Source organism: Pseudomonas sp. C9D1, from assembly GCF_056491235.1.
This window is the reverse complement of record NZ_JBSZIE010000002.1, coordinates 1,206,979-1,230,619: the sequence shown is the minus strand read 5'-3', so window position 1 is coordinate 1,230,619 and position 23,641 is coordinate 1,206,979. Positions and strand designations below refer to the sequence as shown.

At 67.8% G+C, this 23,641-nt stretch carries 21 protein-coding genes and 3 pseudogenes; 14 read left to right on the top strand and 10 right to left on the bottom strand.

Going from position 1 to position 23,641, the window contains the following annotated elements; all coding sequences use genetic code 11:
• Positions 1-23 precede the first annotated feature (23 nt).
• The 3 genes and pseudogenes from ACXI0U_RS13950 to ACXI0U_RS13940 form a co-directional block, all read right to left on the bottom strand.
• Positions 24-563 carry a hypothetical protein gene (locus ACXI0U_RS13950; RefSeq protein WP_265169171.1) on the bottom strand — a complete coding sequence of 180 codons (540 nt, stop codon included), beginning with the start codon at positions 561-563 and terminating at the stop codon, positions 24-26.
• Positions 564-664: 101 nt separating this feature from the next.
• A complete protein-coding gene (locus ACXI0U_RS13945; protein ID WP_169708313.1) occupies positions 665-1,270 on the bottom strand; it encodes a hypothetical protein in 606 nt (201 codons plus the stop codon).
• 17 nt (positions 1,271-1,287) lie between these two features.
• Positions 1,288-2,920 (bottom strand): annotated as a pseudogene (locus ACXI0U_RS13940) (methyl-accepting chemotaxis protein).
• 249 nt (positions 2,921-3,169) lie between these two features.
• Between ACXI0U_RS13940 and ACXI0U_RS13935 the strand changes: the two are divergent.
• From ACXI0U_RS13935 to ACXI0U_RS13925, 3 genes are all read left to right on the top strand, one after another.
• Positions 3,170-4,000 (top strand): undecaprenyl-diphosphate phosphatase, encoded by an 831-nt coding sequence (locus ACXI0U_RS13935; protein ID WP_263403601.1) that lies wholly within the window; start codon positions 3,170-3,172, stop codon positions 3,998-4,000.
• A gap of 92 nt (positions 4,001-4,092) precedes the next feature.
• Positions 4,093-4,626, top strand: a complete 534-nt coding sequence (locus ACXI0U_RS13930) for an alpha/beta fold hydrolase (protein WP_479550413.1) — start codon at positions 4,093-4,095, stop codon at positions 4,624-4,626.
• A gap of 81 nt (positions 4,627-4,707) precedes the next feature.
• Positions 4,708-5,073, top strand: coding sequence for an alpha/beta fold hydrolase (locus ACXI0U_RS13925; RefSeq protein WP_479550412.1), 366 nt, complete (start codon positions 4,708-4,710; stop codon positions 5,071-5,073).
• 283 nt (positions 5,074-5,356) lie between these two features.
• Here the strand turns inward: ACXI0U_RS13925 and ACXI0U_RS13920 are convergent.
• Both ACXI0U_RS13920 and acnA read right to left on the bottom strand, forming a co-directional pair.
• Positions 5,357-5,776 (bottom strand): annotated as a pseudogene (locus ACXI0U_RS13920) (hypothetical protein); the annotation flags it as partial.
• Positions 5,760-7,964 (bottom strand): aconitate hydratase AcnA, encoded by a 2,205-nt coding sequence (gene acnA, locus ACXI0U_RS13915; protein WP_479550411.1) that lies wholly within the window; start codon positions 7,962-7,964, stop codon positions 5,760-5,762. The gene acnA and the pseudogene ACXI0U_RS13920, both read right to left, overlap by 17 nt.
• A gap of 215 nt (positions 7,965-8,179) precedes the next feature.
• Between acnA and rlmM the strand changes: the two genes are divergently transcribed.
• Positions 8,180-9,235: a 23S rRNA (cytidine(2498)-2'-O)-methyltransferase RlmM gene (rlmM, locus tag ACXI0U_RS13910; protein ID WP_374981584.1), complete on the top strand. Its 1,056-nt coding sequence runs from the start codon at positions 8,180-8,182 to the stop codon at positions 9,233-9,235.
• Positions 9,236-9,325: 90 nt separating this feature from the next.
• The gene (gene tusA, locus ACXI0U_RS13905) at positions 9,326-9,565 is read left to right on the top strand and encodes a sulfurtransferase TusA (protein WP_021216828.1); all 240 of its coding nucleotides are present in this window, start codon (positions 9,326-9,328) and stop codon (positions 9,563-9,565) included.
• A gap of 59 nt (positions 9,566-9,624) precedes the next feature.
• Here tusA and ACXI0U_RS13900 read toward each other — a convergent pair whose 3' ends face one another.
• A complete protein-coding gene (locus tag ACXI0U_RS13900; protein ID WP_043246478.1) occupies positions 9,625-10,998 on the bottom strand; it encodes an MATE family efflux transporter in 1,374 nt (457 codons plus the stop codon).
• A 305-nt stretch (positions 10,999-11,303) separates the two neighbouring features.
• Between ACXI0U_RS13900 and pdxB the strand changes: the two genes are divergently transcribed.
• Positions 11,304-12,446, top strand: coding sequence for a 4-phosphoerythronate dehydrogenase PdxB (gene pdxB, locus ACXI0U_RS13895; RefSeq protein ID WP_316927380.1), 1,143 nt, complete (start codon positions 11,304-11,306; stop codon positions 12,444-12,446).
• A gap of 75 nt (positions 12,447-12,521) precedes the next feature.
• Here the strand turns inward: pdxB and ACXI0U_RS13890 are convergent, their stop codons facing one another.
• Positions 12,522-12,698, bottom strand: coding sequence for a PA1571 family protein (locus tag ACXI0U_RS13890; RefSeq protein WP_021216831.1), 177 nt, complete (start codon positions 12,696-12,698; stop codon positions 12,522-12,524).
• 194 nt (positions 12,699-12,892) lie between these two features.
• Here ACXI0U_RS13890 and ACXI0U_RS13885 point away from each other — a divergent pair, with 194 nt between their 5' ends.
• From ACXI0U_RS13885 to ACXI0U_RS13860, 6 genes are all read left to right on the top strand, one after another.
• Positions 12,893-14,032, top strand: coding sequence for an ATP-NAD kinase family protein (locus ACXI0U_RS13885; protein ID WP_374981583.1), 1,140 nt, complete (start codon positions 12,893-12,895; stop codon positions 14,030-14,032).
• 291 nt (positions 14,033-14,323) lie between these two features.
• A complete protein-coding gene (locus ACXI0U_RS13880; RefSeq protein WP_021216833.1) occupies positions 14,324-14,722 on the top strand; it encodes a GFA family protein in 399 nt (132 codons plus the stop codon).
• A gap of 2 nt (positions 14,723-14,724) precedes the next feature.
• Positions 14,725-15,303: a DUF1287 domain-containing protein gene (locus ACXI0U_RS13875; RefSeq protein WP_043246483.1), complete on the top strand. Its 579-nt coding sequence runs from the start codon at positions 14,725-14,727 to the stop codon at positions 15,301-15,303.
• A 90-nt stretch (positions 15,304-15,393) separates the two neighbouring features.
• Positions 15,394-15,834, top strand: coding sequence for a thiol-disulfide oxidoreductase DCC family protein (locus ACXI0U_RS13870; protein ID WP_043246484.1), 441 nt, complete (start codon positions 15,394-15,396; stop codon positions 15,832-15,834).
• Between the two features lie 71 nt (positions 15,835-15,905).
• The gene (locus tag ACXI0U_RS13865) at positions 15,906-17,678 is read left to right on the top strand and encodes an ABC transporter transmembrane domain-containing protein (protein ID WP_479550410.1); all 1,773 of its coding nucleotides are present in this window, start codon (positions 15,906-15,908) and stop codon (positions 17,676-17,678) included.
• 22 nt (positions 17,679-17,700) lie between these two features.
• On the top strand, positions 17,701-18,810 hold the full coding sequence (locus ACXI0U_RS13860; RefSeq protein ID WP_479550409.1) for a saccharopine dehydrogenase family protein: 1,110 nt from the start codon (positions 17,701-17,703) through the stop codon (positions 18,808-18,810).
• Positions 18,811-18,927: 117 nt separating this feature from the next.
• Here ACXI0U_RS13860 and ppnP read toward each other — a convergent pair whose 3' ends face one another.
• Both ppnP and ACXI0U_RS13850 read right to left on the bottom strand, forming a co-directional pair.
• Positions 18,928-19,209: a pyrimidine/purine nucleoside phosphorylase gene (gene ppnP, locus ACXI0U_RS13855; RefSeq protein ID WP_021216838.1), complete on the bottom strand. Its 282-nt coding sequence runs from the start codon at positions 19,207-19,209 to the stop codon at positions 18,928-18,930.
• Between the two features lie 88 nt (positions 19,210-19,297).
• A complete protein-coding gene (locus tag ACXI0U_RS13850; RefSeq protein WP_021216839.1) occupies positions 19,298-19,846 on the bottom strand; it encodes a 3'-5' exonuclease in 549 nt (182 codons plus the stop codon).
• Between ACXI0U_RS13850 and ACXI0U_RS13845 the strand changes: the two genes are divergently transcribed.
• Positions 19,770-20,840, top strand: coding sequence for an NAD(P)-dependent oxidoreductase (locus ACXI0U_RS13845; protein WP_374981581.1), 1,071 nt, complete (start codon positions 19,770-19,772; stop codon positions 20,838-20,840). The two genes, ACXI0U_RS13850 and ACXI0U_RS13845, sit on opposite strands and share 77 nt — an antisense overlap.
• Positions 20,841-20,908: 68 nt before the next feature.
• Here ACXI0U_RS13845 and ACXI0U_RS13840 read toward each other — a convergent pair.
• Positions 20,909-21,220 (bottom strand): annotated as a pseudogene (locus ACXI0U_RS13840) (DMT family protein); the annotation flags it as partial.
• Positions 21,221-21,291: 71 nt separating this feature from the next.
• Here ACXI0U_RS13840 and ACXI0U_RS13835 point away from each other — a divergent pair.
• Complete coding sequence (locus ACXI0U_RS13835; RefSeq protein WP_479550408.1) at positions 21,292-23,535, top strand: alpha-glucosidase; 2,244 nt, start codon at positions 21,292-21,294, stop codon at positions 23,533-23,535.
• Positions 23,536-23,641: the final 106 nt, after the last annotated feature.

The window sequence follows — 23,641 nt, the reverse complement described above, 5'->3', positions numbered from 1 at the left end:
ATAAGCCGCCGATTGTAGCGGCTTCAGCCGGCGGCGGGCGCCCTGGTTGCGAGGCGTTGCTGGTCCTGGCGCTCGCGCTCGGTGCCCAGGTAGGGCTCGCGGGTGCCCAGCAGGTGGTCGAACCAGGGCCGGGTCACGCACCAGTTGGCATGGGGGTTGGGGCCCATGTGGTGGTCGTAGTGCCAGGGCAGGTGGCTGCGGGCCCAGTCCGGGTCCTCGTGGGAGCGACGGTGCACGCGGTAGTAGTTCGCCGCGCAGTACCAGAGCGTCGCAGTGAACCAGGGCGCCACCAGCCATAGCGGGCTCGCGGCCAGGCTCGCCAGCAGCAGCGCCCAGGCTTCCTTGCCCTGTGCGTGCAGGCCCAGCGGGAAGCGTTCGTAGCAGGGGTCGCGGAACCCATGGCGGCGGGCGTTGCCATGGTGTTCGTGGAAATGGAAGCTCCAGAAGCGCCCGCGCACCCGGCCCAGGCCGTGGAGCACATGCTTATGGAAGAACCATTCGATGAAGTTGGCCAGCAGCAGGCCGGCGATGACGCTTAGCGGGGCTTCGAGGTACCAGGGCATGGCGGTGGGTTTCCGTGGCGGGTCGTGGGTCGACTCTAGCCAGGAGGGCGATGCCCGGTCTCGCCCTTGCTGCCCGGTTTACCGGGCGCCCGGGGCAAGCCTCAGCAGACCAGGCTGTCGGCCTGGCGGTAGAGCATCAGCAGCTTGCGAGTGATGCTCTGCTGGATGTCGTCGCGCTCGAAGGTGGAGAGGTGCGGCAGCTTGTGCACCTGCAGGCGGTGCAGGTGGATGTAGGGCATCTGCTGGTCGAACTCGCGCAGGTCGCCCTTCATCAGGATCGGCAGGAACACGTCGCCGCGCTTGCGCTGGTTGCTGATGATCTGCGCCAGCGCCGGCTTGAAGGGCATGGTCTTGGGCTTCGGCCCGCCTTCCTCGATGCGCGTGCTGAGCAGCAGGCCCGGCTTGCCGAGCACCACGCCGGGCAGCACGCAGAGGCCGGTCTTGAGCACCGCGCTGGCCTCGATCCCATGCAGGGTGTCGTGGAACGCATAGGGGTTGGGCAGCACCACCATCTTGCGCCCGAGGTCGGCGGGGAAGTGCAGGCCGTAGTTGGTGTACAGCTGGCGCGTGGACTCGGAGTACACGCACAGGCGGTTCTCGAAGAGGCGGATGAACCGCTCGGCCAGCTCGCGACGGGCGATGCTGTCCAGGTCCCAGATCAGGTCCTGGTTCTGCTGTTGGCCGAGGTCGACCTCTTGGTGTTCCATGTTGCCCATGCCGGTCCTCAAACGCGGAATTGTCTCAACAAGCGGTTCAATTGTTCGGCCAGCTGGCTGAGCTGCTGGCTGGCGGCGCTAGCTCTGCTCTGAAGCCATCGCGTTGTCATGGGCCAGGCTGGCTGCCTGGGTCACATTCTGGTTGATGTCTTCCACCACGTGGGATTGTTGCAGGGTGGCGCTGGCGATGGAGGCATTGAGCCCGGTGAGGTTGCGCAGCGACTGGGCGATCTGCCCCAGGCTCTCGCCGGCCTGGCTGGCCTGCTCAACGGTCAGTTGCGAGGCGCGGCTGCTTTCGTTGATCACCTTCACCGCCGCCTCGGAGTTGCCCTGCAGGCGCTCGATCATGCCGTGGATCTCGGCAGTGGATTTCTGCGTGCGCTGGGCCAGCAGGCGTACTTCGTCGGCGACTACCGCGAAGCCGCGGCCCTGTTCGCCGGCGCGGGCGGCTTCGATGGCGGCGTTCAGCGCCAGCAGGTTGGTTTGTTCGGCGATGGAGCGGATCACCTCCAGCACGGAGCCGATCTGCGAGCTTTCCTCGGCCAGCGAGCGGATCACCTCCACCGCCTGGGCGATGGTGTCGGAGAGCTGGCCGATCTGCCGCAGGCTGCTGTCGATGTTGCTCTGGCCGAGGCGCGCCTGGTCTTCGGCGGTGCGCACTTCACTGGCGGCGTGCTCGGCGTTCTTCGCCACGTCCTGCACGCCATAGGTGACCTCGTTGATGGCCGTGGCCACCAGCTCCATCTGCTGGGATTGCTGCTCGCTCTGCCGTTGGCCGTTGCTGGCGATGCCACCGAGGGAGCCGGCGGCCTGGTCCAGTGCGCCGGCGGCGTCCAGCGATTGGCGGATGACCCCGCGCAGCTTGCTGGTGAAGGCGTTGAAGTGGCCGGACAGCGCGGTGATCTCGTCGCGCCCCTGGTTGTCCAGGGCACTGGTCAGGTCGCCCTCACCGCTGGCGATGGCGGCCATGGCGGTGACCACTTCCTCGAGCGGGCGGGTGATGCTGCGGGCAATCACCACCACCAGCACCGCCATGATCAGGGCGATCACCAGGCCGATGGTCGAGGCGTGCAGGGCCTGGGACCAGAACTCGTCCTGCATGTCGTCGATATAGATGCCCGAGCCGATCACCCAGCCCCAGGGCTCGAACAATTGCACGTAGGACACCTTGGGCACCGGGTCGCTGGCGCCCGGCTTGGGCCAGCGGTAGTCGACGAAGCCGGCCCCCTTGCTGCGGGCCACGGCCACCATGTCGTTGAACAGCGGCTTGCCGTCCGGGTCCTTGTAGCCGGAGAGGTCCTGCCCCTCCAGCTTCGGGTTGGTCGGGTGCATGACCATGCGCGGGGTCAGGTCGTTGATCCAGAAGTAGTCGTTCTTGTCGTAGCGCAGGGCGCGGATGGCCTGCATGGCCTGCTTCTGCGCCTCTTCGCGGGGCAGGGTGCCGGCGGCTTCCTGGGCCTGGAAGTGCTGCAACACGCCCGCGGCGGTCTGCACCACGTGCTGGGTCTTGAGTTCCTTGCCGTGCAGCAGGTCGCTGTGGATCTGCTGGAGCATCACCACCCCGAGGATCACCAGCATCGACACCGAGACGATGAGGATCAGCCACAGGCGGCGGCTGATGGGCAGACTGCGAAGGTTCATGGTCCGGTGCTCCTGGCTTGTTATTGTTCGGCAGCGGATTGCGCGTTCCGGAGCGGTCTTTGCCGCGCGCGAATCCATAGCATGTCTGATAGCATTTCGGCCCTTGGCCGGCAAACCTGATAACGGATCGTCGGCCGGGAACCCGCGTCCTCGTGGCTGGTCTCAGCCGCGCGCGGTACCCGCCTGGGGCCATATCACTTACACATTCGCAAGAGCAGGCCGCCGCTTGGCGCGCCTTGGGGAGTTCCGATGGATTTTTGGACGGCCTTTCAGGCCCTGATACTGGGCGTTGTCGAAGGCATCACGGAGTTCCTGCCGATCTCCAGCACCGGCCACCAGATCATAGTCGCTGACCTGATCGGCTTCGGTGGCGAGCGCTTCCAGGCCTTCAACATCATCATCCAGCTCGGCGCCATCCTCGCCGTGGTCTGGGAATACCGGCGCAAGATCCTCGAGGTGGTGGTCGGCCTGCCCCGCGAGCGCAGTGCCCAGCGCTTCACCGGCAACCTGCTGGTGGCGTTCTTCCCGGCCGTGGTGCTGGGCGTGGCCTTCGCCGACCTGATCCACCACTACCTGTTCAACCCCATAACCGTGGCCACCGCCCTGGTGATCGGTGGGGTGATCATGCTGTGGGCCGAGCGTCGCGAGCATGCGATCCAGGCTGAGACGGTGGATGACATGAACTGGAAGCAGGCACTCAAGGTGGGCCTGGCCCAGTGCCTGGCGCTGGTGCCCGGCACCTCGCGCTCCGGCGCCACCATCATCGGCGGGCTGCTGTTCGGCTTGTCGCGCAAGGCAGCCACCGAGTTCTCCTTCTTCCTCGCCATGCCCACCATGGTCGGCGCGGCGGTCTACTCGGGCTACAAGTACCGCCACCTGTTCCAGCCGGCGGACCTGCCGGTATTCGCCCTGGGCTTCGTGGTTTCGTTCATCTTCGCGATGATCGCCGTGCGCGCCCTGCTCAAGTTCATCGGCAACCACAGCTACGCCGTCTTCGCCTGGTACCGCATCGGCTTCGGCTTGCTGATCCTCGCCACCTGGCAGTTCGGCCTGATCGACTGGGCCACCGCGCAAGGCTGAGTCCCGAGCATTCGCGATATCGATAAAGGCGTGCCCCCGGGCGCGCCTTTGTCATAGTGGGCGCCTGCATCGCTACGGATGAAGGAAAGCCCATGAGCGCGCTCGAACATGGCCTGCTGGAGGTCAACGGCATCCACCTCGGCCTGCATTGCGCCGGCCCCGAGGATGGGCGGCCGCTGTGGCTGCTGCACGGCTTCCCGGAACGCTGGCATTCCTGGCGCAACCAGATCGAGCCGCTGCTGGCCGCCGGCTACCGGGTGCTGGTGCCGGAGATGCGCGGCTACGGCAGCAGCAGTGCCCCGGTCGACCCCGCCGCCTATGACCTGATAACCCTCTGCGGCGACATCCAGGCCGCCATGGATGCCCTCTTGGCCAGCACGAAGCCTGCGTCATCGGCCACGACTGGGCGCCCGGTGGCCTGGCACCTGGCCCTGCTGGAGCCGCAGCGGGTCAAGGCGGTGGTTGGGATGGCGGTGCCCTTTGGTGGCCGCCCACGGCAACCGGAGCGGGCCACGAGGCGATGCGTCAGCACTTCGCCGACCGCTTCAACTACATCCTCTATTTCCAGGCGCCGGGCGTCGCCGAGCGTGAGCTGGATGCCGACATCCCGCGCACCCTGCGGATGATGATGCACAACAGCTCCGCCGCCGTGCCCCGGGACTTCTTCCTCCAGGACAAGCCCCGCCGGCGCGACTCTGTTCGATGGCATGCAGGACCCAGGCCGGCTGCCGGACTGGTGCGACGAGGCCGCCTTCGCCGAATACCTGAAGACCTTCGAGGGGCGCGGCTTCCACGGTGCGCTGAACTGGTACCGCAACTTCGAGCGCAGCTGGCAGCGCACCGAGCCGCTGCAAGGCCGCCAGGTGCTGCAGCCGGCGTTGTTCCTCATCGGCGACAAGGACCCGGTCGGCACCCTCGAAGCCCACAGCATCAAAGTCATGCCACGCAGCGTGCCCGCGCTGGAGCAGCATGTGATCGCCGAGTGCGGGCACTGGCTGCAGAACGAAAAGCCGCGCGAGGTGAACGCCCATCTGCTGGGCTTCCTGGCGCGGCACTATCCGAATGGCAACTGATCTGCCGGGGTGATGGGGAGAGCGAATTCATTCGCGATTGTTAGACACCGAGTTCATCGCGGTTGAAACCGCTCCCACGGGAGGTGCGATCCTGTAGGGGCGAATTCATTCGCCCGCTTCTGCTTCGCCCCTACAGGCCTCCCGGGTCAGCTGGCCAGCAACTGGCGCAGCACGTAGTGGAGGATGCCGCCGGCCTTGAAGTACTCGACCTCGTTGAGGGTGTCGATGCGGCAGAGCACCTCGACCTTCTCCACGGTGCCGTCTTCGCGGGTGATCTCCAGGGTCAGCGGTATGTGCGGGCGCAGCTCGACGTCCGACTGAGGCCCTTGATGCTGATGGTTTCCTTGCCGGTCAGGCCCAGGCTCTTGCGGTCGGTACCGTCCTTGAACTGCAGCGGCAGCACGCCCATGCCCACCAGGTTGGAGCGGTGGATGCGCTCGAAGCTCTCGGCGATCACCGCCTTGACCAGCAGGTTGGTGCCCTTGGCCGCCCAGTCGCGGGAGGAGCCGGTGCCGTATTCCTTGCCGGCGAAGATCACCAGCGGCGTGCCTTCCTCCTGGTAGCGCATGGCCGCGTCGTAGATGGCCAGCTTCTCGCCGCTGGGTACGTGCAGGGTGTTGCCGCCTTTTCCTCGCCACCGAGCATCTCGTTGCGGATGCGGATGTTGGCGAAGGTGCCGCGCATCATCACGTTCGTGGTTGCCGCGTCGCGAGCCGTAGGAGTTGAAGTCCCGCGGTTCCACGCCGTTCTCTCGCAGGTAGCGCCCGGCGGGGCTGTCGGCCTTGATGTTGCCGGCGGGGGAGATGTGGTCGGTGGTCACCGAATCCCCCAGCAGGGCGAGGACCCGGGCCTGCTGCACGTCTTCCACCTGGGGCGGCGCACCGGCGATATCGGCGAAGAAGGGCGGGTGCTGGATGTAGGTGGAGTCGGCCTGCCAGGCATAGGTGTCCGATTCGGGCACCTGGATGGCGCGCCACTTCTCGTCGCCGGCGAAGACCTCGGCGTACTCCTTGCGGAACATGGCGGTGTCCACCTTGGCGATGGCGTCGGCGATCTCCTTCTGGCTGGGCCAGATGTCCTTCAGGTACACCGGCTTGCCGTCCTTGCCTTCGCCCAGCGGTTCGCGGCTGATGTCCAGGCGCACGCTGCCGGCCAGGGCGTAGGCCACCGCCGGCGGTGGGGAAGCCAGCCAGTTGGTCTTCACCAGCGGGTGCACGCGGCCTTCGAAGTTGCGGTTGCCCGAGAGCACCGAGGCCACGGTCAGGTCGCCCTGCTGGATGGCTTTCTCGATGGGGTCCAGCAGCGGGCCTGAGTTGCCGATGCAGGTGGTGCAGCCGTAGCCCACCAGGTCGAAGCCCAGCTCGTCGAGGTACCTCGTCAGCCCGGCGGCGGCGAAGTACTCTGGTCACCACCTTGGAGCCGGGCGCCAGGGAACTCTTCACCCAGGGTTTGCGCGTCAGGCCCTTTTCCACGGCCTTCTTCGCCACCAGGCCGGCGGCCATCATCACGCTGGGGTTGGAGGTGTTGGTGCAGGAGGTGATGGCGGCGATCACCACGGCGCCGTCGCTCAGGCGGTGGGTGCGACCTTCGTACTCGTAGTCCATCACGCCGCTCTGCACATTGCCGCCGACGGCGGTACCGCCGCCGCCCTCGCTGAGCAGGCGGCCGTCCTCCTTGGCGCTGGGCTTGAGCTGCAGGGCGATGAGGTCGTCGAAGGTGCTGGCCACCTGGGTCAGCGGCACCCGGTCCTGCGGGCGCTTGGGCCCGGCCAGGCTGGCTTCCACCGTGCCCATGTCCAGGGCCAGGCTGTCGGTGAACACCGGCTCGTCACCGGCGTTGCGCCACAGGCCTTGGGTCTTGCAGTAGGCCTCCACCAGCTTGACCGTGGACTCCGGGCGGCCGGAGAGGCGCAGGTAGCCCAGGGTGATCTCGTCCACCGGGAAGAAGCCACAGGTGGCGCCGTATTCCGGGGCCATGTTGGCGATGGTGGCGCGGTCGGCCAGGGGCAGGTCGGCGAGGCCGTCGCCGTAGAACTCGACGAATTTCCCCACCACGCCTTTCTTGCGCAGCATCTGGGTGACGGTGAGCACCAGGTCGGTGGCGGTGATGCCTTCCTTCAGCTTGCCGCTGAGCTTGAAGCCGATCACCTCGGGAATCAGCATCGACACCGGCTGGCCGAGCATGGCCGCCTCCGCCTCGATGCCGCCCACGCCCCAGCCGAGCACGCCGAGGCCGTTGATCATGGTGGTGTGGGAGTCGGTGCCCACCAGGGTGTCGGGGAAGGCGTAGGTCTTGCCGTCCTCGTCGCGGGTCCAGACGGTGCGGCCCAGGTACTCGAGGTTGACCTGGTGGCAGATGCCGGTGCCCGGCGGAACCACGCTGAAGTTGTCGAAGGCGTTCTGGCCCCAGCGCAGGAAGGCATAGCGTTCGCCGTTGCGCTCCATCTCGATCTCGACGTTCTGTTCGAAGGCCTCGGGGCTGGCGAAGCGGTCCACCATCACCGAGTGGTCGATCACCAGGTCCACCGGGGACAGCGGGTTGATCTTCTGCGGGTCGCCACCGGCCTTGGCCACGGCGTCACGCATGGCGGCCAGGTCGACCACGGCGGGCACGCCGGTGAAGTCCTGCATCAATACCCGCGCTGGGCGGTACTGGATCTCGCGCTCGGAACTGCGGGTCTTCTGCCAGGCCACCAGGGCTTCGAGGTCTTCGGGGCCGACGGTTTCGTTGTCTTCCCAGCGCAGCAGGTTTTCCAGCAGCACTTTCAGGGACAGGGGCAGCTTGTCGATGCTGCCGAGGCGCTTGGCGGCCTCTGGCAGGCTGAAGTAGTGATAGGTCTTGCCGTCCACCTCGAGGGTGCGACGGCTGTTCAGGCTATCCAGGGAAGGCATGTGACATCTCCTTTGGGCCCACACGGCATGGGCCGATACAGGGGGCGGAACCTTGCAAAGCTAGCTCTGCTTGGCAAGGTCCGCCATGTTCTGGACTCCCGTTCCGCCAGCATGGTTCCTCCTGTCTCATCACTGCTGGCGTAGGAATTTTCCATAGATCTCTGTGTGAAATCGGGCGCTTCGGCTCTATAGTGCGCGGCCAAGGAGACACCCCGATGAATAGCCTGTTCCTGCACTGCCGCCCCGGTTTCGAGGGTGAGGTGTGCGCCGAGATATCCGACCTGGCCGCCCGACTGGACGTGCCCGGCTACGCCAAGGGCAAGGCCAGCAGCGCCTACGCCGAGTTCGTCTGCCAGGACGCCGACGGCGCCGAGCGGCTGATGCGCGGCCAGCGCTTCGCGCGCCTGATCTTCCCGCGCCAGTGGGCCCGTGGCGCCTTCGTCGCGCTGCCCGAGACCGACCGCATCAGCGTGCTGCTGGCGCACCTGGCCGACTACCCGGTCTGCGGCAGCCTGTGGCTGGAGGTGCTGGACACCAACGAAGGCAAGGAGCTGTCGAATTTCTGCAAGAAGTTCGAGGCGCCCCTGCGCAAGGCCCTGGAGAAGGTCGGTCGCCTGGTGGATGACCCGGGCAAGCCGCGCTTGCTGCTGACCTTCCGCAGCGGCCGCGAGGTGTTCGCCGGTCTCGCCGAGGCGGACAACTCCGCGCTCTGGCCCATGGGCATCCCGCGCCTGAAGTTCCCCCGCGAGGCGCCGAGCCGCTCCACCCTCAAGCTGGAGGAGGCCTGGCACACCTTCATCCCCCGCGAGCAGTGGGACACCCGCCTGTCCGAGGATATGACCGGCGTCGACCTGGGCGCCTCCCCGGGTGGCTGGACCTACCAGCTGGTGCGCCGCGGCATGCTGGTCACCGCCATCGACAACGGCCCCATGGCCGAGAGCCTGATGGACACCGGGCTGGTGCAGCACCTGATGGTCGACGGCTTCACCTTCAAGCCCAAGCAGCCGGTGGACTGGATGGTCTGCGACATCGTCGAGAAGCCGGCGCGCAACGCCGCGCTGCTGGATACCTGGATAGGCGAGGGGCTGTGCCGCGAGGCGGTGGTCAACCTCAAGCTGCCGATGAAGCAGCGCTACGCCGAGGTGCAGCGCCTGCTGCAGCGCCTGGAAGACAGCTTCCGCGAGCGCAAGATCAAGGTCTCCATCGCCTGCAAGCAGCTCTATCACGACCGCGAGGAAGTGACCTGCCACCTGCGTCGCCTGGACCGCTGAGGCCGCGCGCCCAGCCGTGCCGGGCATCGGCCGGGCTGGGCGTGCTCGGCGCTTTTACGCCACAATGGCGACCTGTTCCTGGAGTACCCCATGTCCGATCAGCCTGATGCCATTCTCGATGCCACCGGCCTCAACTGCCCCGAGCCGGTGATGATGTTGCACAACAAGGTGCGCGACCTGCCGTCCGGCGGCCTGCTCAAGGTCATCGCCACCGACCCGTCGACCCGGCGGGATATCCCCAAGTTCTGCATGTTCCTCGGCCACGAGCTGGTGGAGCAGGGCGAGGAGGCCGGTACCTACCTGTACTGGATCCGCAAGAAAGCCGAATGAGGCCCGCCTCGACTCGATAAAAAGAAGCCCGCATTGCGCGGGCTTCTTGCTGTGTGGCGTCAGGCCGGTTCGGCCAGGGCCGTCACGCGGTCGCTGCTGCGGATGCGCGAGCGCGCGCTACGGGCCACACGGAAGGTCAGCATCACCGCCGCCACCGTCAGGCCGGCGATCAGCCCCTGCCACAGGCCGCGTGGGCCAGTGGGTTCGCCCAGCCAGTCGGTAAGCCCCAGCAGGTAGCCGATGGGCAGGCCGATGCCCCAGTAGGAAAACAGGGTGAGGATCATCGTCACCCGCGTGTCCTGATAACCACGCAGGGCACCGGCGGCGGTGACCTGGATGGCGTCGGAGAACTGGAACAACGCGGCGAACACGATCAGCGATGCAGCCACCGCGATGACCTGGGCATCGGGGGTGTAGATGGCGGCGATCTGCTCACGGAACAGCAGCATCAGGCTGGCCGACAGGCAGGCATAGGCCAGCGCCGTGGCCATGCCTACACCCGCGGAGAAGCGCGCATCACGCGGCGTGCCACGCCCCAGGGAGTGGCCGACACGCACGGTCACCGCCATGGCCAGGGAGTACGGGATCATGAACACCAGCGAGCTGAAGTTCAGCGCGATCTGGTGCCCGGCCACCACGTTGGCGCCCAGCCCGCCGATCAGCAGGGCGATCACCGCGAAGATGCTCGACTCGGCGAAGATCGCGATGCCGATGGGCAGGCCCACGCTCAGCAGGCGCTTGATCACCGCCCAGCGCGGCGTCTCGAAGTGGGTGAACAGGCCGCTCGGCTTGTACACCTTGGCGATGTTCACCCAGCCCAGCATGCCGAAGAACATCAGCCACATGGCGATGCCGCTGGCCCAGCCGCAGCCCACGCCGCCCATGGCCGGGAAGCCCAGGTGGCCGTAGATCAGCACGTAGTTGAGCGGGATGTTCAGCAGTAGCCCGCAGATGCCCAGCACCATGCTCGGACGGGTGCGGCCCAGGCCGTCGCTGTAGCAGCGCAGCACCTGGTAGAGCGCCACCGCCGGCAGGCCGAAGGCGATGCCGTGGAGGTAGCCCATGCTCGGAGCCACCAGGTCTTCCTCCACGCCCATCATGCGCAGCACGGGTTCGGCGCAGAGCAGCAGGCCGGCGCCGGCGAGGCCGACGACCACCGCCAGCCACAGGGCCTGGCGCACTAGCGGGCCGATCTCGGCATCCTGGTTGGCACCGTGGCGCTGGGCGACCTTGGCCGTGGTGGCGAGGAGGGTGCCGGTCATCAGCAGGAACACCGGTACCCAGATGGAGTTGCCCAGGGCCACGGCGGCCAGGTCGCGCGCGCTGACACGGCCGGCCATCACGGCGTCGACGAAACCCATGGCCGAGTGGGAGAGCTGGGCGATCATGATGGGCAGGGCAAGAGTGAATAGAGCACGCAATTCGCGACGCATACGGTCGAGGCGAGTTTGGTTTGTCACGGGGGTCTTTCCATGGCTGTGAAGCGTTCACCGGTACGGCGGTGGCGTCCGTATTGCTCGTGGCCCACAGGGTGGGCAAGCCTGGCTGCGATGGGCTCGCAACGGGCGCTGGCCTGGCCGTGGCAAGGGGATTGCCGGCGATAGGGGGACAGCGGAGGCGGAAGACGGCCTAGTCTACGCGCTGACGGCATGGTCAGGAAAGAGGGCGATGCACTGGGTTGGGGCGACGCCGGGCCGGGGGATTCCGTAGAATGGCCGCCTTGCCCCTGGAGAGCACCATGCGCATCCTCGCCGACGAAAACATCCCCCTGGTCGACGCCTTCTTCGGCGGTTTCGGCCCCATCCGCCGCATGCCGGGTCGCGCCATCGACCGCGCCGCCCTGGGCGACGCCGAGGTGCTGTTGGTGCGCTCGGTGACCCGCGTCGACCGCGCCCTGCTGGAAGGCAGCGCGGTGCGCTTCGTCGGCACCTGCACCATCGGCACCGATCATCTCGACCTGGGCTGGTTCGCCGAGGCCGGCATCGCCTGGTCCAGTGCGCCCGGCTGCAATGCCCGTGGCGTGGTGGATTTCGTCCTGGGCAGCCTGCTGACCCTGGCCGAGGACGAGGGTGTAGCGCCCTCGACCCGCACCTACGGCGTCGTCGGCGCCGGCCAGGTGGGCGGGCGCCTGGTGGAGGTGCTGCGTGGCCTGGGCTGGCGGGTGCTGGTCTGCGACCCGCCACGTCAGGCGGCCGAGGGCGGCGACTACGTCGACCTGGCTACCGTGCTGGAGCAGTGCGACGCCATCAGCCTGCACACGCCATTGGACAAGGGCGGCGCCCATCCCACCCACCACCTGCTGGGGGCCGCCGAGCTGGCGCGGCTCAAGCCCGGCTGCTGGCTGATCAATGCCAGCCGGGGGGCGGTGGTGGACAACCGGGCGCTGCGTGATGCGCTGCGGGCCCGTTCGGACCTGCGCGCGGTGCTGGACGTCTGGGAAGGCGAGCCGGAGGCCGATCCCGAACTGGCCGCGCTGTGCCGTATCGCCACGCCGCATATCGCCGGCTACAGCCTGGACGGCAAGCTGCGCGGCACCGCGCAGATCTACCAGGCCTTCTGCCGCGCCGAAGGCATCGAGGAAGCGGTGAAGCTGGACGAACTGCTGCCCGCGCCCTGGTTGCCGGAACTGACCCTGGATGCCAGCGCCGACCCGGTCTGGGCGTTGGCCATGCTCTGCCGCGCGGTGTATGACCCGCGCCGCGACGATGCCGATTTCCGCCGCAGCCTGGTGGGGGATTCCGACCAGCGTCGCGCGGCCTTCGACGCCCTGCGCAAGCACTACCCGGTGCGCCGGGAAATCGACGGCCTGCGGGTGCGCCTGCAGGGCGAGGCGCCGCAACTGGCGCAGTGGGTGAGGGCGCTTGGGGCGGAGCTGGCCTGAGGCCGCGGCCCGCCAATGACCCAACAATGAAAAGGCCCAGGCAGATGCCCGGGCCTTCGAGTGAAGCGCTGGGAATCAGGCCTGTTTGCGGGCGCCTTCCCAGTGCTTGTCCAGCTCTTTGCAGGCGCGCTGGATCATGCCTTCGGTAATGGGGATTTCCCGACCCTGGGCATCGATGATCGAGCCGCCAACGGGCTGCTGGGGTTGAAGCGGAACGACCCGGCGGGTGGAAGTGCTGTTCTGCAAGCTCATGGCCTGTCTCCTCATCAGGTGGTGCGCGCAGTCTAGGTCCCATAGATGAACGCGCAGTGACAGTCAGGCGCCAGTATTACGCCGTAAAAGCAAAGGACCGGGGGAGATTTGCAGCGATTGTGCCAATCGCGCTTTCCGGCCGGTCCATGGGGTTGACCCGCAACGCGGGCCGAGAGTTCAGCGAAGAGGTTGGCATGTCGATATTCCGAATGGGCCTGATCATCAATCCCCTGGCCGGGCTGGGCGGCGCGGCTGCCCTCAAAGGCAGCGACGGTGTCGCCGAGGAGGCCCTGGCGCGCGGTGCCGTGCCCCGCGCCGAGGAGCGCACCCAACTGGCGCTGGAATCCCTGCTGCCCCTGGCCGGGCGCCTGGAGTTCCTCACCTTTCCCGGCGCCATGGGCGCCGACCTGCTGGCACGCATGGGCTTCCGCCATCGGCTCATCGGCACCCTGGAGGCGGCGACCAGCAGCGCCGCCGATACTCGCCACGCCGTGGAGGCGCTGCAGGAGGCCGGCGTGTCGCTGATCCTCTTCGCCGGTGGTGATGGCACTGCCCGTGACGTCAGCGCCGTGGCCCGTGAAGGCCAGCCGGTGCTGGGTATTCCGGCGGGGGTGAAGATCCATTCCGGCGTCTACGCCATCAGCCCGCGTGCGGCGGGGGAGCTGGCGCGGCGGCTGGTGGAAGGCGGCCTGATCCGCCTGGCCAGTGGCGAGGTGCGTGACCTCGACGAGGCAGCCCTGCGCGAGGGCAAGGTGGCGGCCCGCTGGTATGGCGAGCTGACGGTACCGGTGGAAGGCCATTTCATGCAGCACGTGAAGCAGGCGGGCATGGAGTCCGAGGAGCTGGTGCTGGTGGACCTCGCCGACTGGCTGGCGGAAAGCTGGGAAGAGGACGTGCGCTACGTGCTCGGCCCTGGTTCGACCCTGCACGGGCTGGCCGCCAACCTCGGCCTGGAGGCCACCCTGCTGGGCGTGGACGTGATCGAGAACGGCCAGCTGATCGCCCGCGATGTCACCGAGGCCCAGCTATTCGAACTGGTGGACGGCCACCCGGCCTTCCTCCTGGTCACCGCCATCGGTGGTCAGGGGCACATCATCGGCCGCGGCAACCAGCAGATCAGCCCGCGCGTGCTGCGCGCCATCGGCCTCGAGCGGCTGCGGGTGGTGGCCACCAAGCGCAAGCTCGGCACCCTCGACGGCCGGCCCCTGCTGGTGGACAGCGGCAACCCGCAGCTGGACGACGCCTTCCCCGATGCGGTGCGGGTCTGGGCCGGCTACAAGGAGGAGCTGTTGTACCCGCTGGGCTGGGCCGCCGACGCAGGCGCCGAGTGCTGACTGGCAAATGACTACAGCGCCCTGGGAACCGACGCAAACCGCCCAAGGCGGGCGCCCCTGGCGCTGCTGCTGACCGATCCTTAAGGTTGGCCGGGCCTGCCGATCCGGTGCTTGCGCACCTGGCGCATTCTCCTCAGGGCTTATGGTTGGGGCGTCAGGGGCGCAATCCCGGATCGGCAGGCTCCTTTGCACAGCTGAATACCCTTGGCCCGATGGCTCACACCATCGGGCATTTTCCGTTGCCTTCCGCTCCGTTACTCTTGCCGCTGCACATCTGCAAGGAGAGAGAAGATGGTCCAGGGTGGTTGCCTGTGCGGCGGAGTCCGTTTCGAGATCGAGGGTGAGCTGGCGCCGATCCAGATTTGTCATTGCAGCCAGTGCCGCAAGGCGCAGGGCACGCCTTTCGTCACCAATATCCCGGTGGACGAGACGCGCTTCCGCTTGCTGGCGGGGAATGAGCTGCTGCGTGCCTTCAGCTCCTCGCCGGGCAAGCAGCGAGTGTTCTGCGAGCGTTGCGGCTCGCCCCTCTACAGCAAGAGCGAGAAAGCCCCTGGCGTGCTGCGCATCCGTGCCGGCCTGCTGGAAGGCGAGCTGGAAACGCGCCCCGCCAACCACGCCTATGTGGCGTCCAGGGCCAACTGGTGGGACATCCAGGATTCCCTGCCGCAATTCCCTGCAGGGCGGGGCTGACCATGCTCAAGCGACTGTTTTGCCTGTTCCTGCTGCTGGCCAGCCTGGGCGCCCAGGCGGCGGTGGATGCCGTGCGGCTGGTGGATTCGGCGCGCGGCCAGATCGGCGTGACCCTGAGCTACGACCCGGTGTACCGGCGCATCGCTTACCCCGGCGGCGACGTGCCCCTGGCCACCGGCGTGTGCACCGACGTGGTGATCCGCGCGCTGCGCGAACAGGGCCTGGACCTGCAGAAGGTGGTGCACGAGGACATGCGCAGCCACTTCTCCGCCTACCCGCGCAACTGGGGCCTGAAGCGCCCCGACCCGAACATCGACCACCGCCGCGTGCCCAACCTGATGACCTGGTTCAAGCGCCAGGGCATGGCGCTGCGCCCCAGCGACCAGGCCGCCAGCTACCGCCCCGGCGACATCGTCACCTGGGACCTCGGGCGCGGCCTGCAGCACATCGGCATCCTCTCCGACCGCACCGGTGCCGACGGCGTGCCGCTGGCCCTGCACAACATCGGCCGCGGTACCCAGGAAGAGGACATCCTGTTCCGCTACAAGATCATCGGCCACTACCGCTTCGCCGAGCGTTGACGGGCCACGAGCATGGGCCGTGTCTGTGCTCGACGGTTTTTCGCGCAAGGCCTAGTATCGACGGCATCCTTTCCTGACCGGGAGCGCGTGATGAGCGCCGATTCCTTTCCTCCCCACATCCAGCCCGGCGAGCGCGTGGTGCTCTTCGATGGCGTCTGCAAGCTGTGCAACGGCTGGGCGCGTTTCCTGATCCGCCACGACCGCGAGCGGCTGTTCAAGCTGGCTTCGGTGCAATCCCCGGAGGGGCAGGCCATTCTGCGCTGGTATGGCCTGCCCACCGACCACTTCGACACCATGGCCTACATCGAGGGCCGCGAGCTGTTCGTGCGTTCCGACGCGGTGCTGCGCATCGCCCGCCTGCTGCCCTGGCCCTGGCGCCTGGGTGGGGTGCTGCGGGTGATCCCGGCGGCGTTGCGCGATTGGCTCTACGACCGCATCGCGCTGAACCGCTACCGGCTGTTCGGTCGCCACGAGGTGTGCCTGCTGCCGAGCCCCGACCACGAGCAGCGCTTCCTCCAGGCGGGCAACTGAGGCAATAGAGCGGCTGGCGCAGCGGCGGGAAAACCCGCAGAGTGGCGCCTCCTCCCGATCGAGTCCTCGCAATGGGTCTGCTTTCCTCCCGCCAGCGCAATGCGCTGCGCATGGCCGCGCGCTTCGTCGCTCCCTATCGCTGGCGGGTGATCGGCGCGCTGCTGGCGCTACTGTTCACCGCCGCCATCACCCTGTCCATGGGGCAGGGCATCCGCCTGCTGGTGGACCAGGGCCTGGCGACCCAGTCACCGGAAGCCCTCAACCATTCGATCATCCTGTTCTTCGCCCTGGTGGTGGCGCTGGCGGTGGGCACCTTCAGCCGCTTCTACCTGGTGTCCTGGGTGGGCGAGCGCTTCGTCGCGGATATCCGCAAGCGCGTGTTCAACCACCTGATCGAGCTGCACCCCGGCTTCTTCGAAACCACCCGTGCCTCGGAAATCCAGTCGCGCCTCACGGCCGATACCACGCTGCTGCAATCGGTTATCGGCTCGTCGCTGTCCCTGGCGCTGCGCAACGGCATCATGATGATCGGCGGCATCGGCCTGCTGTTCGTCACCAACCCCAAGCTGACCGGCATCGTGGTGGTCGCCCTGCCGCTGGTGGTGGCGCCGATCCTGCTCTTCGGCCGGCGGGTGCGGGCGCTGTCGCGGCAGAGCCAGGACCGCATCGCCGATGTCGGCAGCTACGTCGGCGAGACCCTGGGGCAGATCAAGACCGTCCAGGCCTACAACCACCAGGCCCAGGACCGGGCGCGCTTCGGGCGCACCGTGGAAGGCGCCTTCGACACCGCGCGCAAGCGCATCACCCAGCGGGCCTGGCTGATCACTGTGGTCATCGTGCTGGTGCTCGGCGCGGTGGGGGTGATGCTCTGGGTCGGCGGCATGGACGTGATCGCCGGGCGCATCTCCGGCGGTGACCTCGCCGCCTTCGTCTTCTACAGCCTGATCGTCGGTTCCGCCTTCGGTGCCATCAGCGAGGTGATCGGCGAGCTGCAAAGCGCCGCCGGTGCTGCCGAGCGCATCGCCGAGCTGCTGCAGACCCGCAGCACCATCAAGGCCCCGGAGAGCGACCTGCTGCGCCTGCCCGAGCAGGTGGAAGGCGAGCTGGAGCTGCGCGGCCTGCGCTTCGCCTACCCGACCCGGCCGCAGAGCCTGGCCCTCGATGGCATCGACCTGCACGTGCGCCCCGGCGAAACCCTGGCCCTGGTCGGCCCTTCCGGTGCGGGCAAGTCGACGCTCTTCGACCTGCTGCTGCGCTTCTTCGACCCCACCGAGGGTGAAGTGCGGGTGGATGGCCTGCCCATCCAGCACCTGGACCCGGCCGACCTGCGCCGTTGCTTCGCCCTGGTGTCGCAGAGCCCCGCGCTGTTCTTCGGCAGCGTCGAGGACAACATCCGCTACGGTCGCCCCGACGCCAGCCAGGCCGAGGTGGAGGCTGCGGCGCGGGCCGCCCATGCCCACGAATTCATCCAGCGCATGCCCGAGGGCTACCAGACGCACCTGGGCGATGGCGGCATCGGTCTTTCCGGCGGGCAGCGCCAGCGCCTGGCCATCGCCCGGGCCTTGCTCACCGACGCGCCCATCCTGCTGCTGGACGAAGCCACCAGCGCGCTGGATGCCGAGAGCGAGCACCTGATCCAGCAGGCCCTGCCCGAGGTCATGAGCGGGCGCACCACCCTGGTGATCGCCCACCGCCTGGCCACGGTGAAGAGCGCCGATCGCATCGCCGTCATCGACCAGGGCAAGCTGGTCGCCATCGGCAGCCACCAGGAGCTGGTGCTCAGCAGCCCGCTCTATGCGCGCCTGGCGGAACTGCAATTTTCCACATCGAACGAGCCGGCCTGAACGGCCTTACAGGGAGTCAGGGGTGACACAGGGATTGAAGGTTCTGGTATTGGGCGGCTACGGCAATTTCGGCCGGCTGATCGTGCGTCGTCTGCGCAGCATCGAGGGCATCGAGGTGATCGCTGCAGGGCGCGACCTGGCCAAGGCCCAGGCCCTGGCGGCGGAAACCGGTTGCCAGGCGGCGCGCCTGGATATCGACCAGCCGGAGTTGGCCCTGGCCTTCAGCAAGCTGGGTGCCCAGGTGGTGATTTCCACGGTCGGGCCCTTCCAGGGGCAGGACTACCGGGTCGCCGAGGCGGCACTGGACGCCGGCTGCCATTACATCGACCTGGCCGATGCGCGCGCCTTCGTCTGCGGCATCGGCCGGCTGGATGACCGGGCCCGCGAGCGCGGCCTGCTGATCTGCGCCGGCGCCAGTTCGGTGCCCGGCCTCAGCGCCGCCGTGGTGGACGAACAACTGCCGCGCTTCAGCCGTCTGGACAGCATCGAGCACGGCATCAGCTCCTCGGAGAAGACGCCGGGCCTGTCGACCCTGGAGGCGGTGCTCGGCTACTGCGGCCGGCCCGTGCGGCTCTGGCGCGATGGCGCCTGGGGCTCGATCCATGGCTGGCAGGGCCTGCGCCGCCACGCCTTCCGTGCACCGATGGGCGCGCGCTGGGTGGGTATCTGCGACATTCCCGACCTGGAACTCTTCCCCGCACGCTACCCGGGCGTGCGCGATGTCAGCTTCCGCGCCGGCGTTGGCCTGCGCCTCACCCAGTTCGGCACCTGGGCGCTGTCCTGGCTGGTGCGCGGCGGGCTGGTGCGCAATGCCGTCGGCCTGGCGTCGTTGCTGCGCCGTGGCGCGGTGCTGGTGGAGCCCCTGGGCGACGGCCTCAGCGGCATGTTCGTGACATTGCGTGGGCTGGACCATCAGGGCCGGCCACTGGTGCTCACCTGGGAACTGGTCGCCCACGACAACGACGGCCCCAACATCCCCTGCATGGCCGCCGTGGCCCTGGTGCGCAAGCTCGCCGCCGGCACCCTGGCCGAGCGCGGTGCCATGCCCTGCATCGGCCTGTTCAGCAGCGCCGAATACCTGGCGGAGCTGGAGGGGATGCGCATCGAGGTAGAGATCAGGGAAGGCGAATAGCCTCCCGTAGGATGGTGTAGAGCGCAGCGAAACCCATCATCGCGGAGCTTTCAGGGCTCCCAGCATCCAGGCAATAAAAAACCGGCCACTCGGGCCGGTTCTTCAACGCGTTGCGACTCAGCGGTACTCGCAGAGGTAGGCGGTGTCCTGGGCGACTTTCAGCTGGAACTTGCTGTTCGCCGGTACGGTGAACTTGCTGCCGGCTTCGAAGGTTTCCCAGCTGTCGCTGCCCGGCAGCTTGACGGTCAGGGCGCCGGCGACGACGTGCATCACTTCCAGCTGGCTGGTGCCGAATTCGTATTCGCCCGGGGCCATCACGCCGATGGTGGCGGGGCCTTCGCTCATGCCGAAGGCGATGGATTTGACGGTGCCGTCGAAGTACTCGTTGACCTTGAACATGGCGGGATCCTTGAAAAGGGTTGGAAAAAGGGCCCGCCAGTATGCCCAAGCCGCTTTGCAGCGTCACTAGGCAATGCGGCGGGGCGTTTCAGGAACTGGCAGGCAGCACCAGCGGCAGCAGGCGGGCGGTGTTGCGGGCATCTTCCAGGGCCCGATGCTGCTGGCCCTGGAAGCTGAGCCCGGCCAGTTGCAGCGCGGTGTGCAGGCCCACGGGCTGCTTGAGCTGGCGGACGCGGGCGAAATGCTGCTTTAGGTTGACGTGGGGAATGGTGGCGAGGCGGCTGACCAGTTGCTGCTGGCGCCATTCCTGCTCCAGCTGGCGGCGGTCGTACTCGCCCCAACTGACCCAGCTCACCAGGCGCGGCTGGTAGTTCTGCAGCCAGCGTTCGAACGCCGGCCAGACCTGCGCGAGGGGCGCGGCGCTGTCGACATTGGCCTGGCTGATGTGGGTCAGCTGGCGGCAGAAGGTGGTCAGGCAGGGGCGACGCAACGGGCGTACGAAACGCTGGAAATGGTCCACTTCGCGGCCGTCGGCAGCCACGATCGATGCGCCGATCTCGATGATCTCCATATCTTCCAGGGGCCAACCGCCTTCCTCGGTCGTGGCCTCCAGGTCTATCACCAGCCAGTGCGGCATGGGGCTCTCCTTGGCGCTTGTGGGGTGTCCCGGCAACTTCCGGGCGAGTATGGAGGGCCTTTCGCGGCTCGGCAAACCGCGTGTTAGGCTTCCTGGGACATGCACATGTGGAGGGTTTGAGATGGCGAAGGTGACCTTTATTGGGCTCGGCGTAATGGGCTTTCACATGGCCGGCCACCTCGCATGCGAGGGGCACGAGGTGCGCGTCTACAACCGCTCGCCGGAGAAGGCCTCGCTCTGGTGCGACGAGTTCGGCGGCGACAGCTTCGCCACGCCACGGGAAGCGGCGCAGGGTTCCGACCTGGTGATGACCTGTGTCGGCAACGACGACGACCTGCGCGCCGTGGTACTGGGCGAGGAGGGCGCCTTCGCCGGCATGCAGCCCGGCAGCGTGCTGGTGGACCACACCACCGCCTCAGCCGAGGTGGCCCGCGAACTGGCGGCGCTGGCCGCCGAGCGCGGGCTGGGCTTTCTCGATGCGCCGGTCTCCGGCGGCCAGGCCGGGGCCGAGAGCGGCATGTTGACGGTGATGATCGGTGGCGAGCGTGAACTCTACGAGCGGGCGGCACCGGTGATCGACAGTTACGCGCGGATGACCCGGCTGATGGGCCCGGTGGGCAGCGGCCAGTTGACCAAGATGGTCAACCAGATCTGCGTCGGCGGGCTGCTCCAGGGGCTCTCCGAGGCACTGCATTTCGCCCGGCGCTCCGGGCTCGACGCCACGGCGGCCATGGAGGTGATCGGCAAGGGGGCGGCGCAGTCCTGGCAGCTGGAGCACCGTCACCAGAGCATGCTCGACGGCAAGTTCGACTTCGGCTTCGCCGTGGACCTGATGCGCAAGGACTTCGCCATCGTCTTCGCCGAGGCCCAGCGCAACGGCGCGCAATTGCCGGTCACTGAGCTGGTGGATCGCTTCTACGGCGAGATCCAGGCCGAAGGCGGTGGTCGCTGGGACACCTCCAGCCTGATCACCCGCCTCGAACCCCCGAAATGAACCCTGGCGCGATCGGTCGCCATGACCGGCGCGCCACGCATCACCGGCCTCAGGCGCGGAAGATAAAGTAGCAGGCACAGACCGGCCCAGAGGTAATCGAGCTTCAGCGGCTGCTGCATGAAGTAGACGCTGAAGGGCACGAACACCGCGAGGGTGATCACCTCCTGCATAATCTTCAGCTGGCCCACCGAGAGCGCCGTGTAGCCGATGCGGTTGGCTGGCACCTGCAGCAGGTACTCGAACAGCGCGATCCCCCAACTGATCAGGGCGGCGATGATCCAGGGCTTGGTATTCAGGGTCTTGAGGTGGCCGTACCAGGCGAACGTCATGAAGACGTTGGACAGCGTGAGCAGCAGGGCGGTCTGCAGCCAAACCGGCATGACGGTGACTCCACGATGTATGAGTGCGCGCCAGCCTAAAGGGCGGTGCAGAACAAGAAAAGGGGCGAGCGATGCGCAGGTGGGTAAAAGGGGCGGCAGCCGTGTTGCTGGTGACGGCGGCAGGCGTGGCGGGATGGCAGGGGCTGCAGGTGTGGAAACAGCGCGCCGTGCTGGCCGAACTGGTGGTGCCACCGGCCTTCGCGGTACCCCGTGATTTCGAGTTCGGCGACTACCGCCTGGCCTGGAACGGCCATGGCCTGGCGCTGAGCCCCAAGGGCAACCCCACCAAGCGACTGTGGGCCACCGAGGGTGGCTTCCTCGCCGCCGGTATCGGCGCTGCCGAGGTGGAGGAGCACCGGGGCGCGCTGTTCGTCGACGAGAACCGCGAGCTGCTGTGCCGCGAGCAAAGCCTGGACAGCTTCCAGGGCACCGGCCCGCGCCTGGTGCTGCGTGGCCACCTGCGTTGCGCCGATGGCTCCGTCAGTGGCTACGCGCTGGTGCTGGAGGCTGATGGCGGGCGCGGTGTGCGCCTGGCCGTGGCGCTGGATGACCCGCGCCTCAACCGCCTCTATCTCAACTGGCAACGGGACGCCGACGAGCGCTTCTTCGGCTTCGGCGAGCAGTTCAGCGCTTTCGACCTGGCCGGGCGCCGCGTGCCCATCCTGGTGCAGGAACAGGGCGTCGGCCGTGGCCTGCAGCCCATCACCCTGGCGGCGGACCTCAGTGCCCGTGCGGGAGGCGACTGGTGGACCAGCTACGCGCCGGTGCCCTATTACCTGACGTCGAAGCTGCGTGCCTTCTTCAGCGAATCCAGCGCCTACCAGGTGTTCGACCTGCGTGATCCGGCGCGGGTGGGCCTGGAGGTGCATCAGGGCAGCCTCACCGCGCGTCTCTACAACGGCGACAGCCCCGCCGCGTTGCTGCAGGCGCACACCTCGGTGGTGGGACGCATGGCGCCGCTGCCGGACTGGACCCAGCACGGCGCCATCCTCGGCCTGCAGGGCGGTACCGAGCGGGTGCGCGAGCTGCTGGGGCGCATCGATGCCGCCGGGGTGCCCGTCGCCGGCCTCTGGCTGCAGGACTGGGTGGGCCAGCGCAGCACCAGTTTCGGCAAGCAGCTGTGGTGGAACTGGACCCTCGATCCGCGCCACTACCCGCAATGGCAGGCCCTGAGCACCGAGCTCAAGGCGCGCGGCATCCGCACCCTGGCCTATGCCAACCCCTTCCTGGCGGACATCACCGAGAAGGACGGGGAGCAGCGCAATCTGTTCCGTGAGGCCCGCGAACGTGGCTTCCTCATGCGGGGCGCCGACGGCAAGCCGCTGGACCTGCTCAACACCAGTTTCAGCGCTGGTTTGGTGGACCTGAGCAACCCCGAGGCGCGCCGCTGGCTGAAGGTCGTGTTGCGCGAAGAGATGCTCGGCCAGGGCTTCTCCGGCTGGATGGCCGATTTCGGCGAGGCGCTGCCCTTCGAGGCGCACCCGGCCTCGGGTGAAGACGCGGCGCTGCTGCACAACCGCTTCCCCGAAGAATGGGCGCGGCTCAACCGCGAGCTGCTGGAGGAGGCAGGCGGGGAAGGGGAGCTGCTGTTCTTCACCCGCTCCGGCTACAGCCGCAGCCCGGGGCTGACCACCAGCATGTGGCTGGGCGACCAGCTAGTGACCTGGGATTCCCTGGACGGCCTGCACAGCGCATTGCTGGGGCTGCTCTCCGGTGGGCTCTCGGGCTTCACCCTCAATCACGCCGACACCGGCGGCTACACCACCATCAGCAACCCGCTGAAGGACTACCACCGCAGCGAGGAGCTGTTGCAGCGCTGGGCGGAGTTTTCCGCCTTCACCAGCCTGCTGCGCACCCACGAGGGCAATCGTCCGGCGGACAACCACCAGGTCTACGACTCGCCGGCCAGCCTGGCGCACTTCGCCCGTTGCGCCCAGCTGTTCGCCGCGCTGGCACCTTATCGCCGCACGCTGATGGACGAGGCGGCGCGTACCGGGCTGCCACTGGTGCGCCCGCTCTGGCTGCAATACCCCGATGACCCCGCGAGCCTGGAGGCCGTGCCGCGCAGCTTCCTGCTGGGTGACCAACTGCTGGTGGCACCGGTGCTGGAGCCGGGTGTCGACCGCCTGGAGGTGGCGCTGCCGGCGGGGGAGTGGGTGCACCTCTGGTCGCAGGCGCACTACCAGGCGGCCCCCGGCACCCGCGTGCGCGTGGCAGCGCCCATCGGCCAGCCGGCGGTGTTCTACCCGCAGGGCTCGGCGGTGGGTGAGGCCCTGCACAAGGCGCTGGCGCAGCGAGGCATCAGCGGCTCCTGAAGGCGCAGGTGTTGCGGCGATCTGGGGCGCCTGACGCGGCTGACTGGGGGATATCCCATTTCCCCGGGGCCGCGAGTAGAATCCGCGCCCTACGTCGGCCACAGCG